This is a genomic window from Telluria sp. LT1R51-2, from assembly GCF_059685775.1.
In genome coordinates this window covers 3,729,469-3,746,802 of sequence record NZ_JCASIM010000001.1, presented here as the reverse complement: position 1 = coordinate 3,746,802, position 17,334 = coordinate 3,729,469, and the positions used below count along the sequence as shown (strand labels likewise).

The 17,334-nt window shown below is 65.0% G+C and carries 13 protein-coding genes; 8 read left to right on the top strand and 5 right to left on the bottom strand.

The genetic code is table 11. From position 1 onward, the window contains the following. Positions 1-4 precede the first annotated feature (4 nt). The 4 genes from paaK to paaZ are packed head-to-tail and all read left to right on the top strand — an operon-like array spanning position 5 to position 5,207. Positions 5-1,318, top strand: a complete 1,314-nt coding sequence (paaK, locus tag AC56LH_RS16480; RefSeq protein WP_499647778.1) for a phenylacetate--CoA ligase PaaK — start codon at positions 5-7, stop codon at positions 1,316-1,318. 14 nt (positions 1,319-1,332) lie between these two features. Beyond that, positions 1,333-2,535 carry a 3-oxoadipyl-CoA thiolase gene (gene pcaF, locus AC56LH_RS16475; protein ID WP_499647776.1) on the top strand — a complete coding sequence of 401 codons (1,203 nt, stop codon included), beginning with the start codon at positions 1,333-1,335 and terminating at the stop codon, positions 2,533-2,535. A gap of 4 nt (positions 2,536-2,539) precedes the next feature. Beyond that, positions 2,540-3,139 (top strand): phenylacetic acid degradation protein PaaY, encoded by a 600-nt coding sequence (locus AC56LH_RS16470; protein WP_183556256.1) that lies wholly within the window; start codon positions 2,540-2,542, stop codon positions 3,137-3,139. A 16-nt stretch (positions 3,140-3,155) separates the two neighbouring features. Next, on the top strand, positions 3,156-5,207 hold the full coding sequence (gene paaZ / locus AC56LH_RS16465; protein ID WP_499647774.1) for a phenylacetic acid degradation bifunctional protein PaaZ: 2,052 nt from the start codon (positions 3,156-3,158) through the stop codon (positions 5,205-5,207). Positions 5,208-5,214: 7 nt separating this feature from the next. Here paaZ and AC56LH_RS16460 read toward each other — a convergent pair whose 3' ends face one another. Beyond that, positions 5,215-5,880 carry an HAD-IA family hydrolase gene (locus tag AC56LH_RS16460; protein WP_499647772.1) on the bottom strand — a complete coding sequence of 222 codons (666 nt, stop codon included), beginning with the start codon at positions 5,878-5,880 and terminating at the stop codon, positions 5,215-5,217. A 76-nt stretch (positions 5,881-5,956) separates the two neighbouring features. Next, entirely contained in the window at positions 5,957-7,354 is a 1,398-nt protein-coding gene (gene argH / locus AC56LH_RS16455) for an argininosuccinate lyase (protein WP_499647770.1), read from the bottom strand. A gap of 199 nt (positions 7,355-7,553) precedes the next feature. Here argH and AC56LH_RS16450 point away from each other — a divergent pair, with 199 nt between their 5' ends. Both AC56LH_RS16450 and AC56LH_RS16445 read left to right on the top strand, forming a co-directional pair. Beyond that, complete coding sequence (locus AC56LH_RS16450; protein ID WP_499648499.1) at positions 7,554-7,991, top strand: GNAT family N-acetyltransferase; 438 nt, start codon at positions 7,554-7,556, stop codon at positions 7,989-7,991. A gap of 67 nt (positions 7,992-8,058) precedes the next feature. Beyond that, positions 8,059-9,309, top strand: coding sequence for a cyanophycinase (locus AC56LH_RS16445; protein ID WP_499647768.1), 1,251 nt, complete (start codon positions 8,059-8,061; stop codon positions 9,307-9,309). A gap of 4 nt (positions 9,310-9,313) precedes the next feature. On the opposite strand, the gene AC56LH_RS16440 is transcribed toward AC56LH_RS16445, so the two are convergent. After that, a complete protein-coding gene (locus AC56LH_RS16440; protein WP_499647766.1) occupies positions 9,314-10,345 on the bottom strand; it encodes an alpha/beta fold hydrolase in 1,032 nt (343 codons plus the stop codon). A gap of 153 nt (positions 10,346-10,498) precedes the next feature. On the opposite strand from AC56LH_RS16440, the gene AC56LH_RS16435 reads away from it, so the two are divergent. Then, positions 10,499-11,911 (top strand): IgA Peptidase M64, encoded by a 1,413-nt coding sequence (locus AC56LH_RS16435; protein WP_499647764.1) that lies wholly within the window; start codon positions 10,499-10,501, stop codon positions 11,909-11,911. Between the two features lie 144 nt (positions 11,912-12,055). Continuing rightward, positions 12,056-12,550, top strand: coding sequence for a hypothetical protein (locus AC56LH_RS16430; RefSeq protein WP_258835694.1), 495 nt, complete (start codon positions 12,056-12,058; stop codon positions 12,548-12,550). A gap of 317 nt (positions 12,551-12,867) precedes the next feature. Here AC56LH_RS16430 and parC read toward each other — a convergent pair whose 3' ends face one another. After that, a complete protein-coding gene (gene parC / locus AC56LH_RS16425; RefSeq protein ID WP_499647762.1) occupies positions 12,868-15,225 on the bottom strand; it encodes a DNA topoisomerase IV subunit A in 2,358 nt (785 codons plus the stop codon). Positions 15,226-15,270: 45 nt separating this feature from the next. Then, positions 15,271-17,265 carry a DNA topoisomerase IV subunit B gene (locus AC56LH_RS16420; protein ID WP_499647760.1) on the bottom strand — a complete coding sequence of 665 codons (1,995 nt, stop codon included), beginning with the start codon at positions 17,263-17,265 and terminating at the stop codon, positions 15,271-15,273. Positions 17,266-17,334 lie beyond the last annotated feature (69 nt).

The window sequence follows — 17,334 nt, the reverse complement described above, 5'->3', positions numbered from 1 at the left end:
ACAGATGGTCCAACACCTTCCCGCACCGGGCGACCTGGAACCGATCGAGCGCGCCAGCCGCGACGAATTGCAGGCGCTGCAACTGCAACGCCTGCAATGGACGCTGCAGCACGCGTATGACAACGTGCCGCACTACCGCGCCGCGTTCGACGCCGCCGGCGTGCATCCGGCCGATCTCAAGACGCTGGCCGACCTGGCGAAATTTCCGTTCACCGAAAAGAAGGCCCTGCGCGACAACTACCCGTTCGGCATGTTCGCCGTGCCGCGCGAGCAGGTGGTGCGCGTGCACGCGTCGTCCGGCACCACCGGCAAGCCCACCGTCGTCGGCTACACGCAGAGCGATATCGACACCTGGGCGAACATCGTGGCGCGTTCGATCCGCGCCGCCGGCGGGCGCCGGGGCGACCTGGTGCACATCGCCTACGGCTACGGCCTGTTCACCGGGGGGCTGGGTGCGCACTACGGCGCCGAGCGCCTCGGTTGCACGGTGGTGCCGATGTCGGGCGGGCAGACCGAGAAGCAGGTGCAGCTGATCTGCGACTTCAAGCCGTCGATCATCATGGTCACGCCGTCGTACATGCTCAACATCGTCGAGGAATTCACGCGCCAGGGGCTTGACCCGGCAGCGTCGTCGCTGCAGGTCGGCATCTTCGGCGCCGAGCCGTGGACCGATGCGATGCGGCGCGAGATCGAGACGCGCGCCGGCATCGATGCAGTGGACATCTACGGCCTGTCCGAAGTGATGGGGCCCGGCGTGGCCAGCGAATGCATCGAGAGCAAGGATGGCCCCGTGATCTGGGAAGACCATTTCTACCCCGAGATCATCGACCCCGACACGGGCGAGGTGCTGCCCGATGGGCAAGAGGGCGAGCTGGTATTCACGTCGCTGACCAAGGAAGCGCTGCCGATCATCCGCTACCGCACGCGCGACCTGACACGCCTGCTGCCGCCGACCTCGCGCGCGATGCGCCGCATGGGCCGCATCACGGGGCGCTCGGACGACATGCTGATCATCCGTGGCGTGAACGTGTTCCCCAGCCAGATCGAGGAGCTGGTGCTGCGCATGCCCGCACTGGCGCCGCACTACCAGCTGGTCGTGGCGCGCGACGGCCACCTCGACACGCTCGAGGTGCTGTGCGAGCTGCGCGATACGCTGCTCCCGCCTGACGCCGTGGAGGCGCAGTCGCGCGAACTGCAGCACTGCATCAAGACCTATGTCGGCGTGACCACGCGCGTGCGCCTGTTGCCGCCGCAAGGCATCGAGCGCACGCTGACCGGCAAGGCCCGGCGCGTGGTCGACGGCCGTCCCAAACAATGAACAAGGAAACCAGCATGCTTGACGCTTTCATCTGCGACGCCATCCGCACACCCTTCGGCCGCTACGGCGGGTTGCTCTCGACTGTGCGCGCCGACGATCTGGCCGCGCTGCCCATCGCCGCGCTGATGGCCCGTAACCCCGGCGTGGACTGGGCCCAGGTCGACGATCTGTTCTACGGCTGCGCAAACCAGGCGGGCGAAGACAATCGCAACGTCGGCCGCATGGCTGCGCTGCTGGCCGGGCTGCCGCAGGACGTGCCGGCCAACACGATCAACCGCCTGTGCGGCTCGGGCATGGACGCCATCGGCACCGCTGCGCGCGCGATCAAGGCCGGCGAAGCGCAGCTGGTGACCGCGGGCGGCGTCGAGAGCATGACGCGCGCGCCGTTCGTCATGGGCAAGGCCGACAGCGCGTTTTCGCGCGCCGCGAAAATCGAGGATACGACGCTAGGCTGGCGCTTCGTCAACCCGCGCATGAAGGCGCAGTACGGCATCGACTCGATGCCCGAAACGGCCGAAAACGTGGCGCGCGAATTCAATGTCAGCCGCGCCGACCAGGACGCGTTCGCGCTGCGCAGCCAGCAGCGCTGGGCGCAGGCGCATGCCGCTGGCGTCTTCAAGGACGAGATCGTGCCGGTCACGCTTCAGGGCAAGAAGGAAACGCGCATCGTCGACACTGACGAACAGCCGCGCGCCGATTCCAGCCTCGAGGCGCTGGCGAAGTTGAAAGGCGTCGTGAGCCCGGAAGGCTCGGTCACCGCCGGCAACGCATCGAGCCTGAACGACGGCGCCTGCGCGCTGCTGCTGGCCTCTGGCGAGGCTGCGGCGCGCCACGGCTTGACCCCGCGCGCCCGCGTGATCGGGATGGCCACCGTCGGCCTGGCGCCGCGCATCATGGGCTTCGGCCCGGCGCCCGCTGTCAGGAAGCTGTTGGCGCAAACGGGCTTGAGCCTGGACCAGATGGACGTGATCGAATTGAACGAAGCGTTTGCCGCGCAGGGCCTGGCCGTGCTGCGCGACCTGGGCCTGCCGGACGATGCGGCGCACGTGAACCCGAACGGCGGTGCGATCGCGCTGGGCCACCCGCTGGGCGCGTCCGGTGCGCGTCTCGTCATGACCGCGGTGAACCAGTTGCACCGCACGGGCGGGCGCTACGCGCTGTGCACGATGTGCATTGGCGTCGGCCAGGGCATCGCCCTGATCGTCGAACGCGTCTAGCAACATGGTCAAAGTCTATGAAATCGACGGTGTGCGGCCTGTCGTGCATCCGAGCGCCTACGTGCATCCTTCCGCCGTGTTGATCGGCGACGTGATCGTCGGTCCGCGCTGCTATATCGGCCCATGCGCAAGCCTGCGCGGCGACTTCGGGCGCCTGATCCTGGAGGAAGGCGCCAACTTGCAGGATTCGTGCGTGATGCACGGTTTTCCGCTCGAAGACACCGTGGTCGAAGTCGATGGCCATATCGGCCACGGCGCCGTGCTGCATGGCTGCCGCGTGGGGCGCAATGCGATGGTCGGCATGAACGCGGTGGTGATGGACAAGGCGGTCGTCGGGGCGGAATCGATCGTCGCCGCGATGAGTTTCGTGAAAGCCGGGATGGTGATTCCGCCGCGCTCGATGGTCATGGGCACGCCCGCCAAGGTGGTGCGCGCCTTGAGCGACGACGACGTCGCGTGGAAGAGTTTCGGCACGCGCCAGTACCACGAGCTGGCCGTGCGCTCGCTGCAGACGATGCGCGAAGTCGATGCCGACACCGCCGTGGCGCCGGACCGTGGCCGCATTGCATTCGACACGAGCGCGCTGCACACGCCGAAGTCCTGAACCTACTGGAGACCTTATGGGCCACATCCCGACACTGCAAAGCCTGATCGCCGGCCGCTGGCACGGCGCCGCATCGCACACGCCGCTGCACAGCGCGCTCGACAGCACCCTGATCTATCACACGCACGCCGAAAAGATCGACTTCGACGAAGCGCTGACCTTCGCGCGCAAGACGGGCGTCAAGGCGCTGATGCGCCAGACGTTCCAGGAACGCGCCGCCGTGCTGAAGGCGCTCGCGCTATACCTGATGGAGCGCAAGGAAGAACTGTATGCGATCTCGCATCTGACTGGCGCGACGCGCCAGGACAGCTGGGTCGACGTCGAAGGCGGCATCGGCACGCTGTTTGCGTATGCCAGCATGGGCTCGCGCGAGCTGCCGTCGTCGAATGTGCTGCACGAAGGCCCGGCCATCGCGCTGGGCAAGCGGGGCGGCTTTGCCGGCACCCACATCCTGGTGCCGCGCGGCGGCGTGGCGGTGCACATCAACGCCTTCAACTTCCCGATCTGGGGCCTGCTCGAGAAGTTCGCGCCAAGTTTTTTGGCCGCGATGCCATGCATCGCCAAACCGGCCACCGCCACCAGCTATCTGACCCACGCAGTGGTCAAGATGATGGTGGACTCGAACCTGCTGCCCGATGGCGCGCTGCAGCTCGTGATCGGCAGCACGGGCGATCTGCTCGATCGCCTCGGCGGCTTTGACGCCGTCACGTTCACCGGGTCCGCCGACACGGCTGCCATGCTGCGCGCGAACGGGAATCTGATCCGCGCCTCGGTGCCGTTCACCGCCGAAGCCGACTCGCTCAATTGCGCGGTGCTGGCGCCCGACGTGACACCGTCCGATCCCGAGTTCGACCTGTTCGTCAAGGAAGTCGCGCGTGAGATGACCGGCAAGGCAGGCCAGAAGTGCACGGCGATCCGGCGCGTGATCGTGCCGGAAGCGCTGGTCGACGCGGTCGGCGAACGGCTGCGCGAGCGGCTGGCGAAGATCACGGTGGGCGATCCGAAAGTCGAGGGTGTGCGCATGGGCGCACTGGCGTCGATGGACCAGCACCGCGACGTGAGCGCGCGGGTCGAGCTGCTCGCGCGCGGCAACGAGGTGCTGTTCGGTGCACGCGACGGGTTCAAGCCGGTGGGCGAAAACGTCGCCAGCGGCGCCTTCTTCTCGCCGACGCTGCTGTTATGCCGCAATGCGATGGACAACGACGCCGTGCACGACGTGGAAGCGTTCGGTCCGGTCAGCACCCTGATGACCTACACCGACATCGACGAAGCGCTCGAACTGGCGGCGCGCGGCAAGGGCAGCCTGGTCACCACGTTCGCGACCAAGAACCCGGCGCTGGCCGCGTACGCGGTGCCTATCGTGGCCGCGTCGCACGGCCGCGTGCTGATCCTGGACCGCGAGGCGGCTGTGGACAGCACCGGCCATGGTTCGCCGCTGCCGCAACTCAAGCACGGTGGGCCAGGGCGCGCCGGTGGCGGCGAAGAGCTGGGCGGCATCCGCGCGGTGAAGCATTTCCTGCAGCGCGCGGCGGTGCAGGGTTCGCCCACGATGCTCGGCGCCGTCACGGGCGAATACGTGCGCGGCGGCGCGGTCAAGGAGAGCGACCTGCATCCGTTCCGCCGGCATTTCGAGGACCTGGAAGTCGGGCACTCGCTGCTGACGCACCGACGCACGGTGAGCGAAGCGGACATCGTCAACTTCGGCGGCGTGTCGGGCGACTACTTCTACATGCACTTCGATGCCATCGCGGCCAAGGACACGCAGTTCGGGCAGCGCATCGCGCACGGTTACTTCGTGCTGTCGGCGGCCGCGGGCCTGTTTGTCTCGCCCGCGCCCGGGCCAGTACTGGCCAATTATGGCCTGGACAACCTGCGCTTCGTGGCGCCGGTGGCGATCGGCGACACGATCCGCGCGCGCCTGACCTGCAAGCGCAAGGTCGATCGCAACCGGACGGACGATCAGGGTCGGGGGCAGGGCGTGGTGGCGTGGGATGTGCAGGTGACCAACCAGCGCGATGAGCTGGTGGCCAGTTATGACATTTTGACGCTGGTGCAGAAGCGCACGTGATGGTGTTTTACGAGCGCGTACGCTGCAGACGCAGCAAGCCTTCACCCGTGCGAATCGCCCGCAAATCATCGTAATCCGGCACGCCCGTTACGTCGGTTTCGACCGGATGCTTGTGCGTGGCAGTGACCATCACACTGTCCATGCCGGCAGCAGCAGCCGATTGCAGGCCGGCCAGCGTGTCTTCGAACACGAGGCATTCTTCCGGGCGCATGCCCAGCTTCTCGGCGCCGAGCAGGAACGGGTCCGGCGCCGGTTTGCCGTGCTTGACGTCTTCGGCTGCGACCAGCACCGGCGGCAGCGGCAGGCCAGCTGCGGCGATGCGTGCCTGGGCCAGTGCGCGCGGCGCCGACGTCACGATCGCCCAGCGCTCCGCTGGCAGCGTGGCCAGGAAGGCGGCCACACCGGCAATCGCTTCGATGCCATCGACGTCCTCGATCTCGGCCAGCGTGATGCGGTGCGCTTCTGCTTCCGCGTCAATATCGGGCAGGCCCAGGCCGCGCACGGTGTCGACGCTGCGCTTGCCGTGGATCGTCGGCAGGAACACGTCGACGTCCAGCCCGTGACTACGGGCCCAGTCGGCCCAGACGCGCTCGGCGGCGATGATGGATGTCAGGATGGTGCCGTCCATGTCGAACAGGAAGGCGGCGTAGTCGCGTGCGGGCAATGTGGTCATGGCGTCATCAATCTAAAAAGGCATGGAAAAGCGGGCCGGCGCTGCAGCAGCGCCGGCCCGCTCCCGGGGTGTGAAATTACTCGGCCAGCTGCTTGCGCACGCGCTCGATGGCGATACGCACCTGGTTCGGCGCGGTGCCGCCCACGTGGTCGCGCGCGGCCACCGAACCTTCGAGCGTGAGCACCGCAAACACGTCCTCTTCGATCAGCGGCGAGAACGTCTGCAGCGTTTCGAGCGACATCTCGGACAGGTCGCAACCGGCCACGTCGCAGGCGCGCACGGCATGCGCCACCGCTTCGTGGGCGTCGCGGAACGGCAGGCCGCGCTTGACCAGATAGTCGGCCAGGTCGGTGGCCGTGGCATAGCCCTGCAGCGCTGCCGAGCGCATGTTGTCGGCCTTGACCGTGATGCCCGAGGCCATGTCGGTGAAGATGCGCAGCGTGTCCATCACGGTATCGATCGTGTCGAACAGCGGTTCCTTGTCTTCCTGGTTGTCCTTGTTGTAGGCCAGCGGCTGGCCCTTCATCAGGGTCAGGAGGCCGATCAGGTGGCCATACACGCGGCCGGTCTTGCCACGGGCGAGTTCCGGCACGTCCGGGTTTTTCTTTTGCGGCATGATCGACGAGCCGGTGCAGAAGCGGTCGGCGATGTCGATGAAGCCGATGCGCGGGCTGATCCACATGACCAGTTCTTCGGACATGCGCGAGATGTGCATCATCAGGATCGATGCGGCGGCCGTGAACTCGATGGCGAAGTCGCGGTCTGACACTGCATCGAGGGAGTTGTGGCACACGTCGTCAAAGCCCAGCGTTTTGGCTACGCGCAGGCGGTCGATCGGGAAGGTGGTGCCGGCCAGGGCGGCAGCGCCCAGCGGCAGGCGGTTCACGCGGCGGCGCGCGTCGAGCATGCGCTCGGCGTCGCGGCCGAACATTTCAACATAGGCCAGCATGTGGTGGCCAAAGGTGATCGGTTGGGCCACCTGCAGGTGCGTGAAGCCCGGCATGATCGTATCGGCGTGGCGTTCGGCCAGGTCCGTCAGGGCGCCGCGCAGGCTGGCGAGCAGCGTGACAATGTCGTCGATCGCGGCGCGCACGTACAGGCGGATGTCGGTTGCCACCTGGTCGTTGCGCGAGCGGCCCGTATGCAGGCGTTTGCCGGCGTCGCCCACCAGCTCGGTCAGGCGTTTTTCGATGTTCAGGTGCACGTCTTCGAGGTCGAGCAGCCATTCGAAGGTGCCGGCGTCGATCTCGGCCCGGATCTGCGTCATGCCGCGTTCGATTTCAGCACGGTCGTGGTCGCTGATGATGCCTTGCGCGGCCAGCATCTCGGCATGCGCCAGCGAGCCCTCGATGTCGTGCGGGGCCAGGCGTTTGTCGAAGAAGACCGAGGCGGTGTAGCGCTTGACGAGATCCGACACGGGTTCGGAGAAGCGGGCAGACCAGGCTTCGGCTTTTTTGGAGAATTGTTCGGTCATGGTGGGATTCCGGTTGGGGATCCCTTGATTATAAACTGCGCTGCCTGTGCGCCATGCGGCATGGCTGGCCGGGCTCGCAGGCAGGCTCGCGGACAGACTTCCATGCGGAGCCTGGCAAAATCCGGTGCGGCATGCCATATCGCCGCTTGCGTTGGTACCAATCGGCGCTAGAATGACTTTTTGTCACCTTGTCCAGGCCATGATGACGAACGATTCCAGCTTTGATGTCAGCACTGATCAGACCCGGCTCGACATCCCGATGATCTACCGCTTCCTCAGCGAGCAGTCCACCTGGGCGGTGGGGATTTCGCGGCCCGTTGTCGAGCGCGCCATTGAAAACTCGCTGTGCTTTGGCGGCTACCTCGATGGGCGCCAGATCGCCTTTGCGCGCGTGATCACCGATTTTTCCACGTTTGCCAATCTGGTGGATGTGTTCGTCGTGCCGGAATACCGTGGCCTTGGCTACGGCAAACAATTGATCGGCGTGGTAATGCGCCATCCCAGCCTGCAGCAACTGCGCCGCTTCACGCTGGCCACATCGGATTGTCATGGCCTTTACGAACGCTTCGGGTTCACGCCGCCGTTGCGTCCAGAGACATTGATGGAGCGATACTTTCCCAACATCTATTTATCCTGAGCGCACTCAACATGGCGACGTGAAACTGGAATCAGGCTTACGCTGATGACTCATCGGGGGAAGTCGCATGTTCCAATCTGTCGTCCGTGTTGTTGTCCATACCACGCTCGCGCTGGCCGTCGCCGCTGGCGTCACCAGCCACGCGGCCGAATCGCCGTCCACGCCATCGCCATCGTCAATGCAGCCCAAGGGCTCGCTCGTCATCATCGGCGGCGCGCTGCGTGACGACAACGATGCCGTCTGGACACGCATCGTGCAGCTTGCCGGCGGCAAGAACGCCCGCATCGCGGTGTTCGCCTCAGCCTCGGCCAGCCCGGAGCGCGCTGGCAGCTATCTCATCGAACGGCTGGACCAGCACGGCGCCAAGGCGTTCTTTGTTCCCGTCGCCGAACGTCTCGATGGTTCCGACGTGCGCGCCGCCGCCGAAGATCCGGCGCTGGTCGAGGCGGTGCGTTCGGCCGGCGGCGCCTACTTCTCAGGCGGCGACCAGGCGCGCATCACGAACGCCCTGCGCCGGCCCGATGGCAGCAACACGCAACTGCTCGATGCGCTGTGGGACATGTACCGGCGCGGCGGCGTCATCGCCGGCTCGAGCGCCGGCGCCGCCATCATGAGCGCCACGATGTTCGGCCATCCGCGCTCGGTGCTGGGCACGCTGCAGCATGGCGTGGCCGACGGCCGCCAGATCACGCGCGGCCTGGGCTTCATCGGCGACGACGTCTTCATCGACCAGCACCTCCTGGTGCGCGGGCGCTTTGCGCGCATGCTGCCGGCGATGCTCGCAAAGGGCTACAACATCGGCCTGGGCATCGACGAGAACACGGCGATGGTCGTTGGGCCGAAGCGCGACGTCGAAGTGCTCGGCTATCGCGGTGCGCTGCTGGTTGACCTGAGCAATGCCGCCACGCGCGACGGCACCTTCAACCTCAGTAACGGCCGGCTGAGCTATCTCGATAACGGCGACCGCTTCAACCTGGACAGCAAGGTGTTCACGCCGGCGCCCGAGAAAGTACGCGGCAAGCTCGATGCCAATAAGCCGTACTGGCGCGGGCCGCTGTTCTCGGCCGATATCCTCGGCAACGGCACGGTGGTCGACCTGATGTCCAAGCTGGTCGACAGTGACCAGCCGGATGCCATCGGCCTGTCGCTCGACAGCCCGAATGCCGACCGGCCCGACCTGGGCTTCGAGTTCAAGCTCGGTCGCGTGAACGAGACCGTCGGCTACCAGTCAGCGTACAGCGAAGCCTATTCGGTCTACAACGTGCGGCTCGATATCCGGCCGATCGTGGTGCAACGGCCGCTGTATCAGTACCGGTGATCGCTCAGTCGCAGCGCCACTGCAGGCGCTCGGCCAGCACCTGGCGCTGTGCATCGATCAGCGGGCCGTTCGGATCGTGGCCGGCGCGCGGCACCTCGACCAGCGCCTTGTCGGGCGCCGTGATGGCCTCGAAAAAGCGGCGCGTGACCTTCGGCTCGGTCAGCAGGTCTTCCTTCCCCTGCACCAGATAGACCGGCAGCTCGTAGCGTGTGCCCAGGCGGTACAGGTCCATCGTGGATGCCATACCATCGCCTTTCCAGCCGACGAACTTCAGGAACGAATAATCCTCGCCTTCGGTGTAGTCGGCCTTTGCCTGCGGCGAGGCATATAAAGGCAGCACTTCGAACCAGGATGGCGGCGTCGGGTCGATATTGGGCGCCTCGTACTTGCGCACGGCGCGCCGCACGATGCCGAAGTTGCGCGGATTGGTCCAGGGCGGCGGCCCAAGCGCCGCCAGTTGCGTGACGGTGGCAGTGTCGTTTGCCGCTCTGGCGCGGGCAATGACCGTGCTCCATGACGTGGCATTGTCCCGGTAACCCACCAGCTGGGCCACGCCGACATAGGCGCAGAACAGTCCCGGCTTTTCTTTGGCCATGTGGGCGCCGATCATCGAGCCCCACGAGCTGCCCAGCAGGATCACCTTGTCCCTGCCGAAACGCTGCGTCAGATAGCGCGCCACGTCGAGGCCATCGTCGCGCAGCTGTTCGATGCGCAAGGGGACGTCTTCGCCGGGGCGGTGACGGCCCCAGGTCATGCCGCTGCCGCGCTGATCCCACTGCGCCAGCGTGATGTGCTTGCGCCACGACGCATACGGGCCGGCGCCAAACACCGAAGTCGGATTGCCTGGGCCGCCATGCACGTACAACAGCACCGGATTGGCACAGTCGTCGCCGCTGACGGTGACCCACTGCGCGATGCCACCGATCTCCACAAAACCGCTTTCGTCGACCGGCTGGCCGGGCTTGCAGATTGGAGCGGCATGGGCCAGGCAGGCACTGAACAGCGGAACGGCAAGACAGGCGCGCAGGCGGAACATCGGGACTCCGGATCGACCAGGGTGACCAGGCCGATTGTGGCGTGGCTGTCCGGCCGGGTCAATCGCCCTGGCCTGGCACATCTGACAGGTGGCGGCGTCGCCACAGTCCACCGCGGGCTTAGAATAGCGCGATCTACTTGTCGGGGATTTACGATGCGCCTGTTTCACTCCTTCGCTGCGCTGCTGCTTGGCGCGTTTGCTTCACTTGCCCACGCCACGCAGCCGGCCACGGTCCGCCTGGACTACGCGCACAGCGGCAATGCGCTGGCGGACAGCTACGCGATCGAACGTGTCGTCATCGAGCCATTGCCTTGGCCGGGCAGCGCGGCGCGCAATCTGGACGACACCAACCGCGGCCAGAATCGGGTCGAAGTGGTGGATCCTAAAACGGGTGACGTGCTGTACTCGCGCGGTTTCTCCACCGTGTTCGGCGAGTGGCGCACGACCGAGGAAGCAGGGCGCATCAGCCGCAGCTTCAGCGAGTCGGTACGCTTTCCCCAGTTCGCGCAGCCGGTGCGCGTGCGCATCCTCAAGCGCGACGAGCGCAACCAGTTTTCGGTCGCCTGGAGCATCGACGTCGATCCGAACGCACCCGACGTGGTCAAGCGCCAGCCGCCGGCGGCGGCAAAGCCGATCCCGATCCGGGTCAGCGGCCCGTCGCCCGACAAGGTCGATCTGCTGATCCTGGGCGATGGCTACACGCAGGCAGAGATGAAAAAATTTGAGCAAGATGCGCGGCGCCTGTCGGCGCATCTGTTTTCGGTCTCGCCGTTCAAGGAGCGGGCCAAAGACTTCAATGTCTGGGCGATGGCCGTGCCGACCGGGCAATCAGGCATCAGCCGGCCATCGACCGGCGTTCACCACCCATCGGCGCTGGGCACGCGCTACGACATCTTCGGCAGCGAGCGCTATGTGCTCACGCTCGACAACCGCGCGCTGCGCGACATCGCCCAGCATGCGCCGTATGAATTCATCGAGATCCTGGTCAACAACGAAACCTACGGCGGCGGCGGAATCTTCGGTCAGTTCAGCACGGCGGCGGCCGGCAACGACTGGGCCGACTACCTATTCGTGCACGAATTCGGGCACCACTTCGCGGGCCTGGCTGACGAGTACTACACATCGCCGGTGGCCTACGCCGCAGCGAGCGGACGCATGGAGCCATGGGAGCCAAATGTGACCGCGCTGCGTGACCCGGCCAAGCTCAAATGGCAGCGTCATGTGACGGCCGGTACGCCGTTGCCGACGCCATGGCCGAAGGCCGAGTACGAAGCCGCGTCGCGCGCCTATCAGAAGAAGCGCGCCGCGCTGCGCGAGGCCAACCGGCCGGAGTCGGAGATGAGTGCCTTGTTCCGTGAAGACCTCAAACAAACCAATGCGCTGTTCGACCGGCAGCCGCACCGACATGCGATCGGCGCCTTCGAAGGCGCCAACTACGAGGCCAGCGGTTACTACCGGCCCGCGATGCAGTGCCTGATGTTCGACCGCAGCGATGCGTTCTGCCCGGTGTGTCGGGATGGGGTCACCGACATCATCGATTTATATGCAGGCTCTGTTCGTCAGTAATCTTTGCTTACAACTCTGACAATTTCTGCGTGTGCTGTCTAACAGACCGAACTGTCTTGACGTCGTATTCTGGAATCACTGAACAACAACAACGACTGCACGGGCAACCCGCTCTGTACAGCGACCACCAAAAGGAAACTTATCATGAACAAACTGATCGCAACCCTTATCGCCGGCCTGATGGTTACCGCTGCTCACGCCCAGACCACCGCACCAACCACCACCGCTGCGGACAACCGCATCGTGAAGGCTGAAGCCAGCGCCGAGAAAGACGTCATCAAGGCCGAACAAAAAGAAATCAAGGCCGCAGTCAAGGCTGACCAGAAGCTGAACAAGACCGTGGCCAAGGCGACGGAAACCAAGGGCGACGCACACGCCAAGCTGGTCAAGACCCACACCGACGCTGCTGCCAACGTCGCCAAGGCCGATCCTGAAGACCGCGCCAAAGCAATGGCCAAGGCCGAAGGCAAAGTCGCTGATGCCAACCTGAAGGCCGAGAAGAAAATGATCAAGGCTGACGAGAAAGTGCTGAAAGCACAGGTCGATGCTGCTGCCGACAAAGCAACCGCTGCTGCCAAGACCGAACAGGTCCGCGCTGAAGCCCAGGCTGACGTGCACAAGGCTGCTGCCAAGCACTAAGCAACCAGCACCAATGAAAAATGCCGGCTCAGCCGGCATTTTTTTTGTCTGGATACCAGAAAAGCCGGGGTCAGGTCTGACATTCGGACACGATCTCAACAGTCGGCTACCGGGAACTCGCTGGAGCCGGACTATGCTAATACTGGGCAGGACACCATTGAGAATAGCTAAGCTGAGGTCGTGTCCAAATGTCAGACCTGACCCCGGCTGTGGAAAAGGCTAAGCTGAGGCCGTGTCCGAATGTCAGACCTGACCCCAGCTGTGTTTTTTCGTCCAGATACCACGGGTCGGCAGATTCGTTGCCGACCCCATTATCATCAGGACGCCTTCGCGGCATCCGTTTCAGATGCCCGCATCGCCAGATCGTGCGCCTTCAGGCGCGCTGACAGGGCCTTGCCCTTGCGCGAGCGCTTGCCGAAGTGCGGCTCCAGGCCCGACGCGAACAGTTCTACCGTGCGGGCCTTGTCGCCGGCCCAGGTGCCGATCACGTTCAGGCCTTTCTGGTTGATTGGCTGGGCTGCCAGCATCGCTTCTTTCGGCTCGAGTTCCATCAGCGTCACGCCGCGGCCGCCATTGGTCAGCACCTTCATCTCGTCGATGCCGAATACCAGCACGCGGCCCTTTTCGGACAGGCAGGCGATCGCGCCGCAGGTATCGGTCACGATCCGTGGCGGCAGCGGCATTGCGCCGTCGTTCAGGGTGATGAACGACTTGCCGCCTTTCAGACGGCTGACCATGTCGCCCGCCTTGGTGATGAAGCCGAAGGCGTCCGATGTCGACAGCAGCAGGCGCGTGTCCGGATTCCCAGCGAAATAGTGCAGCAGGCGCACGGGCTTGCCCTGGGCGCCGCCCGACAGCTCGACCAGCGTCGTGATCGGCACGCCGTCGCCGCGCGAACCGGGCAGCGCGGCGACCGGCACCGAGTACACCTTGCCGTTGTCGCCAATGCCCAGCAGATGGTCGGTCGTGCGGCATTCGAACGCCTTGTACAGCGAGTCGCCAGCCTTGAACGCGAACTGCGCCGGATCGTGGCCGATGCCGGTACGTGCACGCACCCAGCCTTTTTCGGACACGATCACGGTGACCGGTTCGTCGACGACCTTCTGCTCGGCCACCGCGCGCTGTGCTTCTTCGATCACGGTGCGGCGCTCGTCGCCGAACTGCTTGGCGTCGGCTTCGATTTCGCGGATGATCAGGCGCTTCATCGACGACGGGTTCTCGAGGATGTCCTGCAGCTTTTCCTTCTCGCTGCGCAGCTCGGCCAGCTCTTGCTGGATCTTGATCGCTTCCAGGCGCGCCAGCTGGCGCAGGCGGATCTCGAGGATGTCTTCGGCCTGGCGCTCGCTCAGGCGGAATTCCTCGATCAGCGCAGCCTTCGGTTCATCCGCATTGCGGATGATGGCGATGACCTTGTCGATGTTCAGCAGGACGGTCTCGCGGCCTTCCAGGATGTGGATGCGGTCGTTGACCTTGGCCAGCTTGAAATCAGTGCGGCGGCGGATGGTCGTAAAGCGATAATCGATCCACTCCTGGATGATCGTGCCCAGGCCTTTTTGCCGCGGACGGCCGTCGCCGCCGATCATCACCATATTGATCGGGCTGGACGACTCGAGCGACGTATGCGCGAGCAGCATCAGCATGAATTCGTTCTGGTCCTGGTTCTTCGACTTTGGCTCGAACACCAGGCGCACCGCGGCTTCGCGGCCCGATTCGTCGCGCACCGTGTCGAGCGCGCCCAGCACGGTGTTCTTCAGCGCGAGCTGCTCGGGCAGCAGCGCCTTCTTGCCGGCCTTGACCTTCGGGTTGGTGAGTTCTTCGATTTCTTCGAGCACGCGCTGCGACGAGCAGCCCGGCGGCAGTTCGTAGACGATCGCCTGCCACTGGCCGCGCGCCAGTTCTTCGATCTTCCAGCGCGCGCGCACTTTCATCGAGCCGCGGCCCACCGCGTACATGTCGGCGATGCTGGACGCTGGCGTGATGATCTGGCCGCCGCCCGGGAAGTCGGGGCCGGGCACGATGGTCATCAGCTCGGCGTGCGACATCTTCGGATTGCGGATCATGGCGACAGCGGCGGCAGCCACTTCGCGCAGATTGTGCGACGGGATCTCGGTGGCCAGGCCGACCGCGATGCCCGAGGCGCCGTTGAGCAGTACCATCGGCAGACGCGCCGGCAGCGTGCGCGGCTCGGTCGTCGAGCCGTCGTAGTTCGGCTGCGAGTCGACCGTGCCCATGTCGATTTCATCCATCAGGATGCGGGCAATCGGCGTCAGGCGCGCTTCGGTGTAGCGCATCGCGGCCGCGCCGTCGCCGTCGCGCGAGCCGAAGTTGCCCTGGCCGTCGATCAGCGGATAGCGCAGCGAAAAATCCTGCGCCATGCGCACCAGCGCGTCGTACACCGACTGGTCGCCGTGCGGGTGCAGTTTGCCGAGCACGTCGCCGACCACGGCCGCCGACTTGCGCGGCTTGGCGGTCGGGCCCAGGCCCAGTTCATTCATCGCGTACAGGATGCGGCGCTGGACCGGCTTCTGGCCGTCCGACACGTCCGGCAGCGCACGGCCCTTGACCACCGACACGGCGTAGTCCAGGTAGGCGCGCTCGGCGAAGGTGGAGAGGGTGAGCGTCTCGACATCGGTCGGCTCGTGTTGCTGTTCAAAGAGACTTGGTTGGTTCGTCATGGTGTCTGTTCTGTTGCGCGCGGGGCGGATGGCCGGTGCGGCATATTAGATATCGGCCTCGGTCTCGTTTCCGTGTTCTTCGATCCAGGCGCGGCGCGCGGCGGCTTCGCCTTTGCCCATCAGCATATTGAAACGTGCCGACGATTCTGCGTGGTCGTATTCGCCCAGGAATACGGGCAGCAGGCGGCGCGTGTCCGGGTTCATCGTCGTTTCCCACAGCTGCTCGGCGTTCATCTCGCCCAGGCCCTTGAAGCGCGAGATGCTCCACACGCCTTCTTTCAGGCCTTCTTTTTTCAGCTTGTCCTCGATCGCCAGCAGCTCGCCGGAATCCAGCGCATACAGCTTCTGGATCGGCTTCTTGCCGCGTGCCGGCACGTCCACGCGGAACAGTGGCGGGCGCGCGATGCAGATGTTCCCGTTTGCGAACAGCGCCGGAAAATGTTTGAAGAACAAAGTGAGCAGCAGCACCTGGATGTGCGAGCCGTCGACGTCGGCATCGGACAGGATGCAGATCTTGCCGTAGCGCAGACCGGTCAGGTCGGGCGAGTCGCCCACGCTGTGCGGATCGACGCCGATCGCCACCGAAATGTCGTGGATTTCATTGTTCGCAAACAGCCGGTCGCGGTCGGTTTCCCACGAGTTGAGCACCTTGCCGCGCAGCGGCAGGATGGCCTGGAATTCCTTGTCGCGACCCATCTTGGCCGAGCCGCCGGCCGAGTCGCCCTCGACCAGGAACAGCTCGTTGCGCGTGATGTCGTTCGATTCGCAATCGGTCAGTTTGCCCGGCAACACGGCCACGCCCGACGATTTTTTCTTTTCGACTTTCTGCAGCGAGCGCAGGCGCGATTGCGCCTGGCGGATCACGAGTTCGGCCAGCTTCTTGCCGTAGTCGACGTGCTGGTTCAGCCACAGTTCGAGCGGCGGCTTGGTGAAGGTCGAGACCAGCTTGAGCGCATCGCGTGAATTCAGGCGCTCCTTGGTCTGGCCCTGGAACTGCGGGTCCAGCACCTTGGCCGACAGCACGAATGAGACGCGCGCGAACACGTCTTCGGGCAGCAGCTTGACGCCTTTGGGCAGCAGGCCATGCAGCTCGACGAAGTTCTTCACCGCCCCATACAGGCCGTCGCGCAGGCCCGCTTCGTGCGTGCCGCCGCTGACGGTGGGGATCAGGTTGACGTAGGATTCGCGCACCACGCCGCCTTCTTCGGTCCAGGCCACGACCCAGGCCGCGCCTTCGCCTTCAGCGAAACTGTCGTCGCCGGCGGCCGCGTACTGCGCGCCTTCGAACAGTGGGATCAGGGTTTCGCCGCTGGAGCTTTGTGCCAGCGCTTCGGTCAGGTAGCCGCGCAGGCCCTCGTCGTAGCGCCAGGTCTGCACTTCGCCCTTGGCGTTCGTGAGCGTGACCGTCACGCCCGGCAGCAGCACGGCTTTCGAGCGCAGCAGGCGTTGCAGGTCGTTCATCGGGATGGTCGGCGAATCGAAGTACTTGCCATCCGGCCAGGCCGTGACGCGCGTGCCGTTCTTCTTGCCGCCGCGCTCGAATGGCGCGGAGGTGAGGGGTTCGATCACGTCGCCCGCGGCAAACACCAGCTTGTGCTGGCCGTTGCCTTGATCGTCCTTGCGCCAGACTTCGATCTCGAGGCGCTTGGACAGCGCATTGGTAACCGACACGCCAACGCCGTGCAGGCCGCCCGAGAACGCATACGCGCCGCCCGAGCCCTTGTCGAACTTGCCGCCGGCGTGCAGGCGCGTGAACACGATCTCGACCGTGGACACGCCTTCTTCGGGGTGGATGCCGACCGGGATGCCGCGGCCGTCATCTTCGACCGTGATCGAGCCGTCCGGGTTCATCGTGACGCTGATGTTCTTGCAATAGCCACCCAGCGCCTCATCGGAGGCGTTGTCGATCACTTCCTGGATGATGTGGAGCGGATTTTCCGTGCGGGTGTACATGCCCGGACGCTGTTTCACAGGTTCGAGTCCCTTGAGGACACGGATGGATGATTCGCTGTAGTCTGGAGCGGGTTTCTTGGAGGCCATCTTGAAGAGTATTTGTAGAATGCGTTGGCATTCTATCTTGTCGAGCGGAAAAGGAAATGCTTTTTAACT

Excerpts from the sequence above, each read along its gene's own strand:
- paaK (WP_499647778.1), top strand. The coding sequence starts at position 5 with ATGGTCCAACACCTTCCCGCACCGGGCGACCTGGAACCGATCGAGCGC.
- pcaF (WP_499647776.1), top strand. The coding sequence starts at position 1,333 with ATGCTTGACGCTTTCATCTGCGACGCCATCCGCACACCCTTCGGCCGC.
- AC56LH_RS16470 (WP_183556256.1), top strand. The coding sequence starts at position 2,540 with ATGGTCAAAGTCTATGAAATCGACGGTGTGCGGCCTGTCGTGCATCCG.
- paaZ (WP_499647774.1), top strand. The coding sequence starts at position 3,156 with ATGGGCCACATCCCGACACTGCAAAGCCTGATCGCCGGCCGCTGGCAC.
- AC56LH_RS16460 (WP_499647772.1), bottom strand. The coding sequence starts at position 5,880 with ATGACCACATTGCCCGCACGCGACTACGCCGCCTTCCTGTTCGACATG.
- argH (WP_499647770.1), bottom strand. The coding sequence starts at position 7,354 with ATGACCGAACAATTCTCCAAAAAAGCCGAAGCCTGGTCTGCCCGCTTC.
- AC56LH_RS16450 (WP_499648499.1), top strand. The coding sequence starts at position 7,554 with ATGATGACGAACGATTCCAGCTTTGATGTCAGCACTGATCAGACCCGG.
- AC56LH_RS16445 (WP_499647768.1), top strand. The coding sequence starts at position 8,059 with ATGTTCCAATCTGTCGTCCGTGTTGTTGTCCATACCACGCTCGCGCTG.
- AC56LH_RS16440 (WP_499647766.1), bottom strand. The coding sequence starts at position 10,345 with ATGTTCCGCCTGCGCGCCTGTCTTGCCGTTCCGCTGTTCAGTGCCTGC.
- AC56LH_RS16435 (WP_499647764.1), top strand. The coding sequence starts at position 10,499 with ATGCGCCTGTTTCACTCCTTCGCTGCGCTGCTGCTTGGCGCGTTTGCT.
- AC56LH_RS16430 (WP_258835694.1), top strand. The coding sequence starts at position 12,056 with ATGAACAAACTGATCGCAACCCTTATCGCCGGCCTGATGGTTACCGCT.
- parC (WP_499647762.1), bottom strand. The coding sequence starts at position 15,225 with ATGACGAACCAACCAAGTCTCTTTGAACAGCAACACGAGCCGACCGAT.
- AC56LH_RS16420 (WP_499647760.1), bottom strand. The coding sequence starts at position 17,265 with ATGGCCTCCAAGAAACCCGCTCCAGACTACAGCGAATCATCCATCCGT.